The 14307-nt window shown below is 72.0% G+C and carries 16 protein-coding genes; 10 read left to right on the forward strand and 6 right to left on the reverse strand.

What is annotated here, in order from left to right; translation table 11 throughout:
- Window positions 1-5: 5 nt before the first annotated feature.
- From OHA68_RS12630 to OHA68_RS12640, 3 genes are all read right to left on the reverse strand, one after another.
- Complete coding sequence (locus OHA68_RS12630; protein ID WP_327107809.1) at window positions 6-818, reverse strand: SAM-dependent methyltransferase; 813 nt, start codon at window positions 816-818, stop codon at window positions 6-8.
- 170 nt (window positions 819-988) lie between these two features.
- Window positions 989-1945, reverse strand: coding sequence for a GNAT family N-acetyltransferase (locus OHA68_RS12635; RefSeq protein WP_327107810.1), 957 nt, complete (start codon window positions 1943-1945; stop codon window positions 989-991).
- A gap of 90 nt (window positions 1946-2035) precedes the next feature.
- Window positions 2036-4222, reverse strand: coding sequence for a polysaccharide lyase 8 family protein (locus tag OHA68_RS12640; protein WP_327107811.1), 2187 nt, complete (start codon window positions 4220-4222; stop codon window positions 2036-2038).
- 119 nt (window positions 4223-4341) lie between these two features.
- Here OHA68_RS12640 and OHA68_RS12645 point away from each other — a divergent pair, with 119 nt between their 5' ends.
- Window positions 4342-5004: a tetratricopeptide repeat protein gene (locus OHA68_RS12645; protein ID WP_327107812.1), complete on the forward strand. Its 663-nt coding sequence runs from the start codon at window positions 4342-4344 to the stop codon at window positions 5002-5004.
- Here the strand turns inward: OHA68_RS12645 and OHA68_RS12650 are convergent.
- Window positions 4989-5630, reverse strand: coding sequence for a response regulator transcription factor (locus OHA68_RS12650; protein WP_327107813.1), 642 nt, complete (start codon window positions 5628-5630; stop codon window positions 4989-4991). The two genes, OHA68_RS12645 and OHA68_RS12650, sit on opposite strands and share 16 nt — an antisense overlap.
- Entirely contained in the window at window positions 5618-6850 is a 1233-nt protein-coding gene (locus OHA68_RS12655; protein WP_327107814.1) for a sensor histidine kinase, read from the reverse strand. Before OHA68_RS12655 ends, OHA68_RS12650 begins: the two co-directional genes overlap by 13 nt.
- 109 nt (window positions 6851-6959) lie before the next feature.
- Between OHA68_RS12655 and OHA68_RS12660 the strand changes: the two genes are divergently transcribed.
- From OHA68_RS12660 to OHA68_RS12695, 8 genes are all read left to right on the forward strand, one after another.
- Window positions 6960-7196: a hypothetical protein gene (locus OHA68_RS12660; protein ID WP_327107815.1), complete on the forward strand. Its 237-nt coding sequence runs from the start codon at window positions 6960-6962 to the stop codon at window positions 7194-7196.
- 46 nt (window positions 7197-7242) lie between these two features.
- Window positions 7243-7992 carry a phosphatase PAP2 family protein gene (locus OHA68_RS12665; protein WP_327107816.1) on the forward strand — a complete coding sequence of 250 codons (750 nt, stop codon included), beginning with the start codon at window positions 7243-7245 and terminating at the stop codon, window positions 7990-7992.
- Between the two features lie 24 nt (window positions 7993-8016).
- Window positions 8017-8505 carry an MSMEG_6728 family protein gene (locus OHA68_RS12670; protein WP_189137673.1) on the forward strand — a complete coding sequence of 163 codons (489 nt, stop codon included), beginning with the start codon at window positions 8017-8019 and terminating at the stop codon, window positions 8503-8505.
- 98 nt (window positions 8506-8603) lie between these two features.
- Complete coding sequence (locus OHA68_RS12675; RefSeq protein ID WP_327107817.1) at window positions 8604-9203, forward strand: molybdopterin-dependent oxidoreductase; 600 nt, start codon at window positions 8604-8606, stop codon at window positions 9201-9203.
- On the forward strand, window positions 9204-9929 hold the full coding sequence (locus OHA68_RS12680) for a ferredoxin reductase (RefSeq protein WP_327107818.1): 726 nt from the start codon (window positions 9204-9206) through the stop codon (window positions 9927-9929). It abuts the gene before it with no gap.
- 2 nt (window positions 9930-9931) lie between these two features.
- Window positions 9932-10198 carry a DUF6510 family protein gene (locus OHA68_RS12685; RefSeq protein WP_327107819.1) on the forward strand — a complete coding sequence of 89 codons (267 nt, stop codon included), beginning with the start codon at window positions 9932-9934 and terminating at the stop codon, window positions 10196-10198.
- Between the two features lie 150 nt (window positions 10199-10348).
- Entirely contained in the window at window positions 10349-11752 is a 1404-nt protein-coding gene (locus OHA68_RS12690) for an LCP family protein (protein ID WP_327107820.1), read from the forward strand.
- A gap of 31 nt (window positions 11753-11783) precedes the next feature.
- Window positions 11784-12860 carry a hypothetical protein gene (locus tag OHA68_RS12695; RefSeq protein WP_327107821.1) on the forward strand — a complete coding sequence of 359 codons (1077 nt, stop codon included), beginning with the start codon at window positions 11784-11786 and terminating at the stop codon, window positions 12858-12860.
- Between the two features lie 63 nt (window positions 12861-12923).
- On the opposite strand, the gene OHA68_RS12700 is transcribed toward OHA68_RS12695, so the two are convergent.
- Window positions 12924-13511: a hypothetical protein gene (locus OHA68_RS12700; RefSeq protein WP_327107822.1), complete on the reverse strand. Its 588-nt coding sequence runs from the start codon at window positions 13509-13511 to the stop codon at window positions 12924-12926.
- Between the two features lie 123 nt (window positions 13512-13634).
- Here OHA68_RS12700 and OHA68_RS12705 point away from each other — a divergent pair, with 123 nt between their 5' ends.
- A complete protein-coding gene (locus tag OHA68_RS12705) occupies window positions 13635-14306 on the forward strand; it encodes a response regulator transcription factor (protein WP_189137666.1) in 672 nt (223 codons plus the stop codon).
- Window position 14307: the final 1 nt, after the last annotated feature.

The raw sequence follows: 14307 nt of genomic DNA on the forward strand, positions 1-14307 counted from the left end.
TCAACTCAGGGCTTCTTCGCCACCCCGCAGACCGCGCTCACCACGGTGGGCGGCTCGTCCCAGCGGTCCAGGGGCGGGTGCCACTCGGGCGTCGGCACCACGCCGGGCGCCACCAGGTCGAGACCGGCGAGGAAGGCGCCGACCTGCTCGGGGCTGCGCAGCTGGTAGGTGTTGGCGGCGCTCTGGTTGTAGGTGGTGACGGCCTGCACCAGCGCCGGGTTGGTGTTGACGCCGTCGCTCAGGGCCAGGTAGCTGCCGGGGGCCAGCGGGCCCATCAGCCGGTCGATGAGGTCCTTGGGGTCGTCGTCGTCGGTGACCTGGCCCGCGATGCTCAGCATCATGACCGCGACGGGCTGGGAGAGGTCGAGCGTCTTGGCGGCCCCGTCGAGGATCGCCTCCGGGTCGCGGACGTCCGCGTCGAGGTAGTCGGTGGCGCCCTCGGGGGTGCTGGTGAGCAGCGCGCGGGCGTGCACCAGCACGATGGGGTCGTTGTCGACGTAGACGACCCGCGATTCCGGCGCGAGGCGCTGCGCCAGCTCGTGGGTGTTGTCGGCGGTGGGCAGGCCGGTGCCGATGTCGAGGAACTGCCGGATGCCCGCCTCGGTCACCAGGTAGTGCACCGCGCGGGTGAGGAACTCGCGCTGCAGGCGGGCGACCATCACGAAGTCAGGGAACACCCGGAGCAAGGTCTCGCCGACCTCACGATCGATGGCGAAGTGATCCTTTCCGCCCAGCAGGAAGTCCCATACCCGGGCCGAGTGCGGCACGGTCGTGTCCACGCGAGCCCAGGCCGGCTCGGCGGCGTTGCTGTCGCTCATGTTCAGGATCGGTCCAGTTCCTAGGATACGGACGCTATTTGACGCAATATCAACATAAGTACCGTCCTCATCGTACGTACCGGACATCCAGTTTGGGGGGGAACGACGCGGGCGGATCAGCGCCCAGGCGGCTGCCGGACGAGACGATCTTCCTGCGGCTGGAAGCCCTGTCACTGCGGGGATGAGCCCCACGTCATGTTGATCTCACCCTGGAAGTGCGTGTATCCGGCGCGGTGGAAGGCGCGGGCCATCGGCACGTTGCCGACGTCCGTGGCCGCCCGGATGCGCGGCACGTCCTGGGCGGCGAGGATCCGCGTGCCCTCGGCGAGCAGGTCGTCGATGTGCCCCTGGCCCCGGTACGCCGGCAGGACGCCGATGTAGGCGATGATCGGGTTGTAGCTGTTGCGGGCCGGGATGACGAATCCCACGGGGTCGCCGCCGGGCGTGGTCGCGATCCGCCACCAGTCGCGCGGGCTGCGGTAGTGCGCCAGCTCGTCGTCATACTGCTCGGCCGCCGCCTGGGCGGCGGTCATCCGGGTCAGGTCGGCCCGGCTGTGGGCGTCGAGGGTGCCCTCCAGGACGAGGGTCATCAGCTCGACCAGTTCGGCGCGGTCGCCGACCGGCCTGAAGCTCAGGCGGCCGCTCGGCCCGGGAACCGGCGCCCCGGGCCGCCACTCGAAGCGCAGCCGCTCGACGAGAGGCTTGGCGCCGCCGTGGGCGAGGACGGTCATGCGGTCCTCGACGACCTGCCTGGCCGCCTCGTCCTCGCGCCACCCCGGCGGGATGTAGCGGTTGTACTCGGGCGGCCGGGCGCCCGAGGGCAACACCGCCGCCATGGCGGTGCTGAGCAGCAGTGCGGCGTCGTCGAGCCGCTCCGGCGACGGGGCCGCGTCGTCCAGGTCAAACGTGTCCAGCATGGCCGGCGGGGCGTCCGGGCGCGGCGCCCACCAGGCCAGCCTGGCGACGAGGCGCTCACCGCGCAGCGCCACCCACATCCACTCGGGCCGCCGGCGGCCGGCGTCGAGGTCGTCCGCGAGCTCGTCGTTGAGCACGTAGGGCAGGCGGCAGAACAGCTCAAGCTCTTCGCGTCCGGCGATAGGCCGAACGATCAGGTCATTGTGGGTCAAAACACTCCATTCACGCGAACAGGACTCGCGGAGTGTAACCGGGCCCGCCTCGGCCAGTCGCCCTGTTTTTCAGACCCGCCGCCCGCATCCTCAGCCGCGCGCCGCCCGCGTTCTCAGCCGTGCGCCGTGAGACGTGCGCACCCTGACCGTTCTGGAGCCGCCGCCGCGATCCGCCAGCCGGCCGAACGCCAGCGTGAGCGCCGGGCCGGTGGCGACGCCGGTCAGCAGCGGGTCCGCGCGGAGCACCTCGGTGACCGGCCGCCGCCAGGTGACGGTCAGCTCGGTCAGCTCGCGCCGGGGGTCCGACACGGTGACCGTGGCCGTGCCGTCGCGCCGCTCGCGCACGAGGACGGCGCACGGCGCGGACGCGGTGACGCCGCCGGTCGAGCCGGCCTGCCAGAAGTTGATCGCCGTGATGCCGAGGGACGGGATGTGCACGCCCTGCTGACGGCCGGTGTTGACGAGCACCCGCGCCCAGCCGGGATCGGCGGCGCGGGCGCGGGTGCGCGCCAGGTCGGCGTTCGGCAGCAGCAGGTACGCGTACCCGGCCGCGACCGGATCGGTGCCGTGGTCGAGCCAGAGCGTCACCTGGTCGCGGCCGCGCAGCGTGCGGAGCCGCTGGTCACCAGGGATGACGTAGCCACCGTGGCCTTCCAGGTGCGCCCAGCCCGCCCCGGTGGTGAGGGGCGCGTCCGTCCGCCGGACGTCCACGACGGTCTCGACCGGGACGCCGTCCGTGCTGGTGATGCCCGCGCCCAGGCAGACGACGGCGTCGTCGAGGAAGACCCACGACTTGACGGCCTCCATCGTGCTCTCCAGGCCGTACAGGTGCTGGCCGACCGTCGCGTACGTGCCGTCGGTCGCGCCGCCGACCCAGCGGGCGGGCGGGCAGGCGCCGCCCCAGGCCGGGCCGGCGCCGTCGGGCAGCCGCCGGGTGGAGACGGTCGTGCCCGGCAGCCGGTAGGGGTCGGCGGCGCGCCAGAACCCGTCGGAGTAATGATCGCCGTGGCCCTCGCCCCACCAGTAGAGCATCCCCGCGCCGGTGTGCCAGCCGCGCGGGTTCTCGCCGTTGCCGTGCTCGTAGTGGGCGATCCGGTACGACGCCATGCTGAGCGCCGCGCACCAGCCCGGCCTGCGGTGGACGGCGCGGGCGCTCATCGGCAGCAGCCGGTGCCCCACGGCCTCGCGCCCCACGGGGATCTCACCGTCGCCGAGGACCGCCGCGACCCGGCCGGTCGGCTCGTACGCCCCCCGCACGGCCCAGCCCTTGACCATGGGCAGCCAGCGGGCCCGCTCGGCCGCCGAGGCGGTCTCCGCGAGCAGCAGGATCGCGGCGGCGAGCCGTCGCCCCCTGACCCGGTCGCCGTCCGGCTGCCTGCGCACGCCCCGGCCGCTGACCAGGTCCATGCAGCGGCCGTCGTGCACGAACGGCGCGAACGACCGCTCGACGCTGTCGTAGACGTGCCGCCGGTCCGGGTCGGTGATCCGCCAGGGCGAGTCGCGCAGCACCGCGAACAGGGTGGCCAGGCCGTGCAGCAGCACCGCCCCGTAACCGCCCTGGTAAGGGACGGTGGTGTGCTGGATGAACGAGCCGTCCCGGTAGAGGCCGTCGCCTTCGGAGACGTACCGGAAGACGGGGGTCAGCGCGGCGGCGGCCAGCGCGGCCTTGCCCGGATCGGACCCGATCAGGGCGCGCAGCAGCATCACCGTGCACAGGTCCACCCGGTTGGCGCCGGTGCTGGTGCCGCTGTAGTCGGCCAGGCGGCGCTCCGGCACGAAGTGGTCCACCGCGTCCGCGAGCGCCGCGCGCCGCCGGTCCGTCAGGTGCGGGCCGATCAGCACGGCCGCGTCGAGCAGCCTGGTGGGTACGCCGATCTCCCAGTGCCACCAGTTGCCGCCGGCGGCCGCGCCCGCGGTGTAGACCTGCCGCCGGTAGTGGTCGACGCCGGTGGCGACGGCCGCGGCCAGCCGGGCGTCCCCGGTCATGGCGTACGCCCGAGCCATGGTCAGCAGCCTGGCCGGGGTCTCGGTGAAGGACGGGAACGGCAAGTCGGGCCAGAGGGACCCGGCGGCGGGCGCCATGGTGTCACGATGGCGGGCCGCGGCCCGGACCCCGGCCGGGCTCTCCTCGACCGTCACCTCGCGCCACCGCGCACGCATTGGATCCAGTAAGCCCGTGAGATCCGGGGCCGGTGGCTCCTCCCGGACCGGGAACACCACTCCGGCCGTGGCCATGCCGCCGAGCAACAGCACGGATCGCCTGGAGTATCGCGGCACACCCGCATTATCACGCGGGTGGCGGGCTGTGACAGCAGGTCCGGGCGTGACGGAAGTAGGCTGGCGGACATGTTCGCCGGGCCTCGGGCGCGGCGCCCGAGTCTGCGGACGGGGACGGGATGACCACGGAAGAACGCATCGAACGGGCCAGGGTGCTCTACGAACAGGCCGTCTTCGGCGGTGACGTCGACGCGCTCACGGCGGCCGCGCGGGATCTGGACGCGGTAGAGGCCGATCTGGCGCTGGCCCGGGGCCGGCTGGCGCACGCGCGGTTCCTCGCCGGGACGGAGACGGATCCGCAGGAGCTGGCGCTGTTCGAGCGGGCGGCCGGGCTCTACCGGGCGCTCAACGACATGCGGGGCGAGGGCGAGGCCCTGTTCTGGGCGGGCCTGGTGCACCAGGTGGTGCGGGGCGAGCAGGACGCCGCCGTGCCGGTGTTCGAGCAGTCCTACGAGCTGGCGGCGGTGGCCGGCGACAAGCTGACGATGTCCTACGCGCTGCGGCATCTGGGCATCGCCGAGCACCTGGCCGGCCGGTTGGGCCCGGCGCGGGAGCGGCTGGAGGAGTCGGTGCGGCTCCGCCGGGAGGTCGGCTTCCTGCCCGGCGTCGCCGCGAACCTGATCGGGCTGGCGCACATCGCCGCCGCCGAGGGGCACCACCAAGAGGCGCTGGAGCTGCTCGCCGAGGCCGGGGCGATCGCCGAGGCGGCCGGCGCCAAGGGGGTCATGCGCTGGGTGGGGGAGGCGCGCGAGCAGCTGGAGAGCGGTCAGGCCTCCAAGTAGTGCAGGACGGCGGTGACCCTGCGGTCCACACGGTCGGTCGGCGACAGGTCGAGCTTGGCGAAGATGCTGCGGATGTGCTTGTGCACCGCGCCCTCCGTCACGACCAGCCGCTCGGCGATGGCGGTGTTGCCGAGCCCTTCGGCCATGAGGGCGAGCACCTCGCGTTCGCGGGCGGTCAGCCGGTCGATGGGTCCGTCGCGGCGGCGGGTGAAGAGCTGCGCGACCACCTCGGGGTCGATGGCGGTGCCGCCCGCCACCACCCGCTCCAGCGCCTCGACGAACTCCTCGACCCGGCCGACCCGCTCCTTCAGCATGTATCCGAGGCCGCCGGCGCCGCTGGCGAGCAGCTCGGTGGCGAACGCCTCCTCCACGTACGCCGACAGCACGAGCACGGCCAGGCTCGGGTGCAGGCGTCTGGCCTCGACCGCGGCCCTGATGCCCTCGTCGGTGTGCGTGGGCGGCATGCGTACGTCCACCACCGCCACGTCGGGGCGGTAGGCGGACACGGCGGACATGAAGGTCGTCGCGTCCGGCACCGCGGCGGCGACCTCGTAACCCTCACCGGTCAGCAGCAACGCGAGTCCCTCGCGCAGCAGTGCGTCGTCCTCGGCGATCACGACACGCAAGGCAGCTCCACTTCGATCTTCGTCGGCCCGTTCGGCGGGCTGGTCAGGGTGAGTGATCCGTCATGTGCTTCCACCCGGCGGCGGATCCCGGCCAGGCCGGAGCCGTCGCTTTCGTGCGCGCCGCCCCGGCCGTCGTCCTCCACCGCGATGCGGAGCGTATCGCCATGCAAGGCGACATTTACCCGTACGTGCTGGGCGCCGCTGTGCTTGGAGACGTTCGTCAGGGCCTCGGCGACGGTGAAGTAGGCGGTCGCCTCCACCGACAGCGGCAGGTGGACGGTGCCCAGCTCGCCGACCGTCAGCGCGCAGGGCACGGCGCAGCCCGAGGCGAGGGCGCTGAGCGCACCCGACAGGCCCCGGTCCTCCAGGATGGGCGGCAGGATGCCGCGTACGACGCCGCGCAGCTCTTGCAGGCCCTGCTCGGCGGCGTTCTGGGCGCGCTCCAGCGCGGGGCCGGCCTGCGCCGGGTCGCGGGCGAGGGCGCGCCGGGCCGCGGCGACCAGGACGACCACCGCGACGAGCCTGTTCTGCGCGCCGTCGTGCAGGGAGCGCTCGATCCGGCGCAGCTCGGCCGCGTGCGCGCGCAGGGCGCCCGCCCGGGTGGCCGTGATCCGCGCGAGGCGCTCCGACAGGTCGACCGAGGGGTGCGGGGTGAGCAGGCGCCGCCCGGGGAAGGCCTGCAGGCGGGCCATCCGGGGGCCGAGCGTGACGACGATCCCCAGCCAGACCAGGCTGACCAGGGAGGTGGCGATCGCGCCGGACCAGGTGCTCACCGGGACGCCGAAGCCCGTGGTCATGTCGTTCGACGGGAGCAGCCGCCAGTACAACGGGAAGGTGGCGTCGCGCACCGCCATGATCGGCAGTGACAGGCCGAGCAGGCCGAGCACCAGGCCGGACACCGCGTGGATGAACAGCCAGGCCAGGTCCCGCCGGGTCGCGGGGTCGCGGCGGGCGGCGCGGAGGGTGTCCCGCCAGCCCGCGTCCGGGAGGGCGGCCGGGTAGGGGCTCACCACGGGCTCGCCCCAGCGGCTCAGCCTGGCCCGCTCCCTCTCGGCGACCAGCCTGGTCAGCCCCAGCATCAAGGGCAGCAACGGCAGCCCGACGCCGACGAGGCACAGGGCGCCGACCATACCCCAGCAGGCCACGGTGAACAGCGCGAGCACGGCGGTGCCGAGGCCGCCTACGAGACGGTCGAGGGCCTCGAAGGCGTCACGAATCATTAACGACACTGTACGGAGGCCGTACCGGAGCGTCATTCCAGCCAGCTCTACTACTGATGGGTAGGTGGCGGGATTTTTCCGGCTGGTGCTGGTCTATAGCGTTTTTTCCATGAACGACCTCATGAGCAGTGAAGCGGATCTGAACGACGCCTCCCAGCCCCCGGCCTCCGGCAGACCGGCCGTGCGCATCCTCCTCTGGACCCTCCTGGTCGTGTTCTCGGCGATCAACCTGACCGCCAACACGATCGAGGGCTGGAGCATGGTGGCGGGCCTGCCGTCGGCCATCGTCGTCATCGGCTGCGCCGCGGCCCTCATCAGCCACCACCTCAAGCAGCGCCGCCGTTGAAACCCCACCCTGGAATGGTCGCCGCCCGTTCGGGTAGCCGCCGTTGATGGGGCTACAGAGCTGGAAGGCGTTCCGCTCCTACGGCGACGGCGGGCTGGGGGCGCGGCTGACGGTCGCCTCCGTCACGGTCGCGCTCGTCATGATCCCGTTCATGCTGCTGCTCGTCCTGGCCAAGCTGCCGCTCAACCCGCTGGACGCGCGGGTGGCCAGGGACCTCCACCAGTACGCGCTGGCCCATCCCGGCGTGACCCGGCTGCTCATCGTGTGGACCGACGTGTTCGGGCCGTTCACCTGGCGTCTCGTGGTCGTCGCGGCGGCCGTCTGGCTGTGGGTCCGGGGCGCCCGCCGGGGCGCCGTCTGGGCGGCCACCACGATCATCGTGGGCGGGCTGCTCGGCTTCGTCCTGAAGATCATCGTCTCGCGGGCCAGGCCGAGCCTGCCCGACCCCGTGGCGCTGGCGCCGGGCGAGGCCTTCCCCTCCGGGCACGCGCTGCACGTGACTCTCGGCGCGGGCGTGCTCGTCCTGCTCATCCTGCCCAGGCTGCCGGCCTGGGGACGGCTGCTCACCTGGGCCCTCGCCTGGCTCCTGGTGGTGTCGGTGGCCTACACCAGGGTCGCGCTCGCCGTGCACTGGGTCAGCGACGTCGTCGCCGGCGTCATGCTCGGCGTGGCCGTGCTCGCCGGCACCGTGGCCGCGTTCGAGACCTGGCGCCGCGAACAGGGCCGCAAGCCTTTGAAACCGGCCATCGAGGGAATCGAACCCGAGGCAGTACGGACCACCCGCGACCGCGACTGACCGGCCGAGATCGAAAGGCTCGCCATGCAAACTTTCCTGCCATTTCCGGACTTCGCCAGTTCGGCGGCGGTGCTCGACCCGCTGCGCCTGGGCAAGCAGCGGGTCGAGGCCCTGCAGATACTGCGCGCGCTGACCGTTCCCGGTTACGGCTGGCGGCATCACCCCGCGGTGAAGATGTGGGCCGGATACGAGGAAGCGCTGGTGCGCTACGGCCTGGAGATCTGCCGTCACTGGTGCTCGACCGGCCGCGCCGACACCTGCGCCGACACGATGACGCGTGAGCTGGCCGAGCACTGCGGCCGACCGGACGTACGCTCCCAGCCGGAGCTGGCGCTGGCCGGCGAGCTGCCCGGCTGGCTGGGCGAGCCCGCCCTCCACCGCAGCCACCGTTCGGCCCTGCTCCGCAAGGCCCCGGACCACTACCGCCCGCTGTTCGGCCAGGAGGAACCGGACGACCTCGACTATGTCTGGCCCACCTCCGACCGCCGCCCGGCCTGCCTGCCCGGCAGCTGATCGGCCGGGTTGAGGCAGCGGCTCCCCGAGGTCAAATGATCGGAAATGACCAGCTTTAGGTAATGCGCGACGCACCGGACAGATGCGATGGTGAGCCCATGGGCATCATCTCGCGCGGCTTCCGGGGCCGCCGGACAGAGGGTGGCGACCGGCTGCCACCCGGCCAATACCTGGAGCACGGCTTCCCCGTGCTGTCCGCCGGGCCGACCCCGCGCGTTCCGCTGGACCGGTGGGAGTTCGCCATCGACACCGAGACCGGGCAGACCCACCGGTGGACCTGGCCGGAGCTGACGGCGCTGCCGGCCGAGACGCCGACGGTGGACATCCACTGCGTCACCAAGTGGAGCAAGTTCGACACCAGCTGGGAGGGCGTCTCGCTGGACACGCTCTTCGAGGACGTGGAGACGAGCGTCGAGTACGCGCAGATCTACTCCTACGGCGGCTACACCACCAACCTGCCGCTGGAGGACCTGCTCGACGGCAAGGCGTGGCTCGCCTACCGCTATGACGGCGAGGAGCTGGAGCCCAGGCACGGCGGGCCGGTCCGGCTGCTGGTGCCGCACCTCTACTTCTGGAAGTCGGCCAAGTGGGTGCGCGGCATTCGGCTGACGAACGAGGACTGGCCGGGCTTCTGGGAGACCGCCGGCTACCACAACTACGGCGACCCATGGCGCGAGCAGCGCTACGAGGGCGACTGAATGCGCCGCCTGATCTGGCGGGCGGCGACGCTCGTCGAGATCCGCGCGGAGACGGCCACGGCCCGCACGCTGGTCCTCGACGTCCCGGGCTGGCCGGGGCACCTGGCGGGGCAGCACCTGGACGTGCGGCTGACCGCCGACGACGGCTACAGCGCCCAGCGGAGCTACTCCCTGGCCGCGCCCGCCGACGGCGAGCGGATCGAGCTGACCGTGGAGCTGGTGGACGACGGCGAGGTGTCGCCGTACCTCACCGAGGTCATCGAGGTGGGCGACCAGGTGGAGGTCCGCGGGCCGGTCGGCGGGTGGTTCGTGTGGCGGCCGGAGAGCCGCGCGCCCGTGCTGCTGGTGGCCGGCGGGTCGGGGATCGTCCCGCTGATGGCCATGATCCGGGCGCGCAGGCTGGCGGGCAGCCGGACGCCTTTCCGGCTGCTCTACTCGCTGCGCGACCCCGGCCGCCGCTATTACGCGGCCGAGCTGCGCCGCCCCGAGCCGGGGCTGGACATCACCTATCTCTACACCAGGACCACGCCCGAGGACTGGCCGCGCAAGGCCGGCCGGGTCATGCTCGGCGACCTGGCCGAGAGCGGCTGGCCCGCCGACTTCGAGCCCGACTGTTACGTCTGCGGCCCGACCGGCTTCGTCGAGGTCGCGGCCGACCTGCTGCTCGACCTCGGGCACGCGCCCGAGCATGTCCGTACCGAACGCTTCGGCCCCAGCGGAGGCTGACCATGACCATCGAACACCTCGACGGCAACGCCCTGGCGGGCCCGCTCGGCGAGCTCTTCACCTTCGACGCCACCACGGCCGTCGGCCGGTGCGCGCACTGCGGGCTGACCGGGCCCCTCGCCGCCCTGCGCGTGTACGGTCCCGACCCCGGGCTGGTGGCTCGCTGTCCCGGCTGCGAGGAGGTGGTGCTGCGCCTGGTACGCGGCCCCGGCGCGGCCTGGCTCGACCTGCGCGGCACCGTCTCGCTCCGGATCCCGCTGCCGGACTGAGCCCCGGACGATGCCGGTGAGACCGGGGCAAGCACGCCGATCTAGCGGACCTCACATGCCCGGTGGCCTGCCTTGCGTACACTCGACCGGCCGGATTCCGCAGATGCCGAGGGCGGCTGCCCGTTGGCTTCGTCACCCTTTGGGAGTTACGTGAGCAGCGGGCTCGTCGATGCGCCCCAATCTCCGTCGAGCACGTCGCCGAAGCGCGCGCGCCGCTGGCTCCGCTGGCTGATCGTGGGCGTGGTGACGGTCGTGCTGCTGATCGTCGGCGCCGGGGTCGGCCTGTTCCTGAAGCTGACCGGCAACCTCAAGCACGAGGACGTCGCCGGGGATCTCGGCACCGCCCGCCCGGCCAAGGTGGCGAGCACCGCCATGAACGTGCTGATCGTCGGCTCCGACCAGCGCGACGGCAAGAACGCCCGATACGGCCACCGCATCGACGGCGAGCGCACCGACACGATCATGCTCGCGCACCTGTCCTCCAAGCGCGACAACGCGATGGTGATCAGCTTCCCGCGCGACTCGATGGTCCAACTGCCGGCCTGCCGCGCGCGGAACGGCCTGCCCGGCCAGCAGCCCCACCTCGGCATGATCAACGAATCGTTCAACTCCGGGGGCGTCGCCTGCACCTGGAAGACCGTCGAGACGCTCACCGGGATCCACATCGACCACTTCGTCAAGGTGGACTTCACCGGCTTCAAGGGCATCGTGGACGCCGTGGGCGGCGTCGAGGTCTGCCTGCCGGAGCGGGTCGACGACGACAAGGCGATGCTGCACCTGCACGCCGGACGGCAGTCGCTCAACGGCGAGCAGTCGCTCGGCTACGTGCGGGCCCGTTACAGCTTCGGCGACGGCTCCGACATCGGCCGGATCCAGCGCCAGCAGATGTTCGTCGCCTCGATGGTGAAGAAGGTGATGAGCGGCCAGACGCTCACGGACCCGGCCCGCCTGCTGAGCGTCCTGGACGCGGGCACCAAGGCCGTCACCACCGACCCGGAGCTGACCCCGGGGGTGATGAAGGACCTGGCCCTGAGCCTCCAGGGGCTGAACGCCGGGCGGATCCACTTCATCACCACGCCATGGCACTACTCGGTCAGCCAGCCGGGCCGGGTGGAGTGGGTGCAGCCTCAGGCGGGCAGGCTGTTCGACATCGTCGCCACGGACGCCGAGCCGGCCGAGGTCAAGGGCGGGCAGTCCAAGGTGCCGAGGTCGAAGGTGCAGGTGGAGCTGCGCAACGGCACCTACCGCAGTGGCCTGGGCGGGCAGGTCGCGGCCGCGCTGGAGCAGCGTGGCTACCACATCACCAAGATCGGCGACACGCCGCGGAAGCCGTACCGGAAGTCAATGATCCTGTACGGTCCGAACGGCGAGACGCGGGTGCCCACGCTGGCCAAGGATCTGCTGGCGGCCTCGCCCAAGCTGGTCGGCCAGGCGCGGACCACGCGGCTGGTGCTGGTGATCGGCGACGACTGGCGGGGCCTGAAGGCGCTGAACCCCGGCGACAGCGACGCGCTGAAGGGGTTCGACGCCACCCACGACACCTGCGCCGGTTGACCCTCTACCAAGCGCTTGTTACAACGGCGGCATGGTGCTGTCACCGCTCGACGACTATCCCATCCATCAGGCGGCTCAGGTCATGCGGCACGTGGCCACCTCCGACCGCAACTTCTACGACCGCTACTACTTCAACTGCCACGCCGGCACCGACGAGCTGATGCTGATCGTCGGGCTCGGCCAGTACCCGAACCTGGGCGTCACCGACGCCTTCGCCTGCGTCCGCCATCAGGACCTGCACCGGGTCGTCCGGGCCTCCCGGGAGCTCGGCGTGGACCGGCTGGACACCGAGATCGGCCCTTTCCGGGTGGAGGTCATCGAAGGGCTCAAAAGGCTCCGGGTCGTCCTGGAGCCGAACGAGCATGGCCTGTCCTTCGACCTCACCTGGGAGGGCACGATCCCGGCGACGCTCGAACCCCGGCACTTCGTCCGGTGGCAGGAGCGCGTCGTGTTCGACTCGGTACGGCTGGCGCAGACGGGACGCTGGTCGGGCACGATCACGGTCGGGGAGCAGGAGCTCGCGATCACCCCGGATCGCTGGCAGGGCACCCGTGACCGCTCCTGGGGCGTCAGGCCCGTCGGCGAGCCCGAGCCGCCCGGCATCCAGGCGAAGAACGCGGGGACGTTCTACTGGCTGTACGCGCCGATGAGCTTCGGCGATCACGCCATCCTCTGCGTCATCCAGGAGGACGAGCGGGGCCGCCGCGTGCTCGAAGCGGCCACCAGGGTGTGGTCCGACGGGCGCGAGGAGGAGTATCTGGGCCGGCCGGAATACCGGCCCGTGTACGCCCCCGGCACCCGTGACGTCGTCGAGGCCACGATCACCTTCTCGCCGCCGGGCGGCAAGCCGTTCGACGTGCACTGCACCCCGGTCCTGCCCGTCCACCTGATGGCCGGCACGGGTTACGGCCTGGAGCCGGGCTGGAAGCACGGCATGTACCAGGGCGAGGGGCCCGTCGTGCAGGGCGTCACCTACACCCTGCCCAAGGACGTCGGCCGGATGTGGGGCATGGTGGACGCCGTCGGCCGCTTCGAGTACGGCGGACTGACCGGGCACGGCCTCTTCGAATACTGGGCCCTGGGCCCCCACCCGTCCTTCCCCACCTGACCCGCCAAGGGACATCCCGCGCGGCCGCCGCACGCCCCCGGGTCGCGCGGCGGCCGCGTCAGGTCACTCCTTCACGGCCTTGCAGAGGATGCCTTCGCCCTTCGGCTTCGTCACGTCGACGGCCTTGCCGTCGCTGTCCTTGCCCCGCACGACGAACGGCTTGCCGTCCGCGTCCATGGTCCGCAGCGGCGTCGTGGCCTGGAACTTCGCCGTGTCCCCGGACGACGCCGTGTCCCCGGACGACGCCGTGTCCTCAAGCGGCGCCGTGACGCGAGCCGCCGCACCGTCCGCCGTCAGCTCGGAGGCCGGCACCGCTTCCACGGCCACCCCGCCGTCGGGGAGCTTCTTCAAGCGCACCCCGCCCTTCTCGAGCTTGCGGAGCTCGTCGTCGGACGGGACTTTGGCGGAGGTGCGCCCCGCATCGCCCGCCCGCCGGGCCTCGCCGTCGGGGATCGCCGGGAGGGCGCGCCCCTCAGCGCCCGCCCGCCGAGCCTCGGCGAGCCGGACGTCGACGGGCTTGCCGTCGAGCGTGGTGCACGTCACCTTGGCCCCCGGCACGGGCGGCTCACCGGAGGCCATGGCGGATCCGGCCAGCCCGGTCACCACCAGCACCGCCACCGCGCCGAGCACAGCGATACGCCGCTTGAACATGAAATCTCCTTCGTAGATCGGCTCTGACGCTCAGAGACTGTCCGGCCGTACCTGAAGTGACGCTGAAGACGGCATAAATGATCTTCAGGTTGGCTTTAGGTGGCGTGCGGCACTCTTGGCGCTGTGCGCGTACTACTGGTGGAGGACGAGCGGCGGCTGGCCGAGCTGGTCAAAGGCGGGCTGACCGGCGAGGGGTTCGCGGTCGACGTGGCTCACGACGGGCGCGACGGGCTCTGGCTGGCCACGGAGAACGACTACGACGTGATCGTCCTGGACGTGATGCTGCCCAGGATGAATGGCTACACGCTCTGCTCCCGGCTGCGCGAGGCCGGCGACTGGACGCCGATCATGATGCTCACCGCCAAGGACGGCATCTACGACGAGGCCGAGGCCCTGGACAACGGCGCCGACGACTACCTGTCCAAGCCGTTCTCGTACGTGGTGCTGCTGGCCCGGCTGCGCGCCCTGATGCGGCGCGGCGGCACCGAGCGGCCGGTGTCGATCACCGTGGGCGACCTGGTCATCGACCCGGCCGGGCTGCGCTGCCGCCGGGGCGCGGTGGAGATCGCGCTGACGCCGAAGGAGTTCGCGGTGCTGCACGGGCTCGCCAGGCGGGCCGGCGAGGTGGTCTCCAAGAGCGACCTGCTGGCCCAGGCGTGGGACTTCTCCTACAACGGCGACCCGAACATCGTGGAGGTCTACATCAGCGCGCTGCGCCGCAAGATCGACCACCCGTTCGGCCGCGCCACCCTCGTCACGGTACGCGGCGCCGGCTACCGGCTGGAGGCCGCGTGAA

This window comes from Nonomuraea glycinis (genome assembly GCF_035920485.1).
GTDB lineage: Bacteria > Actinomycetota > Actinomycetes > Streptosporangiales > Streptosporangiaceae > Nonomuraea > Nonomuraea glycinis.

Bases quoted from the DNA above. Each gene is read 5' to 3' on its own strand.
- OHA68_RS12660 (WP_327107815.1), top strand. From the start codon at position 6,960: ATGAACGACCTCATGAGCAGTGAAGCGGATCTGAACGACGCCTCCCAG.
- OHA68_RS12700 (WP_327107822.1), bottom strand. From the start codon at position 13,511: ATGTTCAAGCGGCGTATCGCTGTGCTCGGCGCGGTGGCGGTGCTGGTG.
- OHA68_RS12695 (WP_327107821.1), top strand. From the start codon at position 11,784: ATGGTGCTGTCACCGCTCGACGACTATCCCATCCATCAGGCGGCTCAG.
- OHA68_RS12655 (WP_327107814.1), bottom strand. From the start codon at position 6,850: ATGATTCGTGACGCCTTCGAGGCCCTCGACCGTCTCGTAGGCGGCCTC.
- OHA68_RS12645 (WP_327107812.1), top strand. From the start codon at position 4,342: ATGACCACGGAAGAACGCATCGAACGGGCCAGGGTGCTCTACGAACAG.
- OHA68_RS12680 (WP_327107818.1), top strand. From the start codon at position 9,204: ATGCGCCGCCTGATCTGGCGGGCGGCGACGCTCGTCGAGATCCGCGCG.
- OHA68_RS12675 (WP_327107817.1), top strand. From the start codon at position 8,604: ATGGGCATCATCTCGCGCGGCTTCCGGGGCCGCCGGACAGAGGGTGGC.
- OHA68_RS12670 (WP_189137673.1), top strand. From the start codon at position 8,017: ATGCAAACTTTCCTGCCATTTCCGGACTTCGCCAGTTCGGCGGCGGTG.
- OHA68_RS12685 (WP_327107819.1), top strand. From the start codon at position 9,932: ATGACCATCGAACACCTCGACGGCAACGCCCTGGCGGGCCCGCTCGGC.
- OHA68_RS12630 (WP_327107809.1), bottom strand. From the start codon at position 818: ATGAGCGACAGCAACGCCGCCGAGCCGGCCTGGGCTCGCGTGGACACG.
- OHA68_RS12665 (WP_327107816.1), top strand. From the start codon at position 7,243: ATGGGGCTACAGAGCTGGAAGGCGTTCCGCTCCTACGGCGACGGCGGG.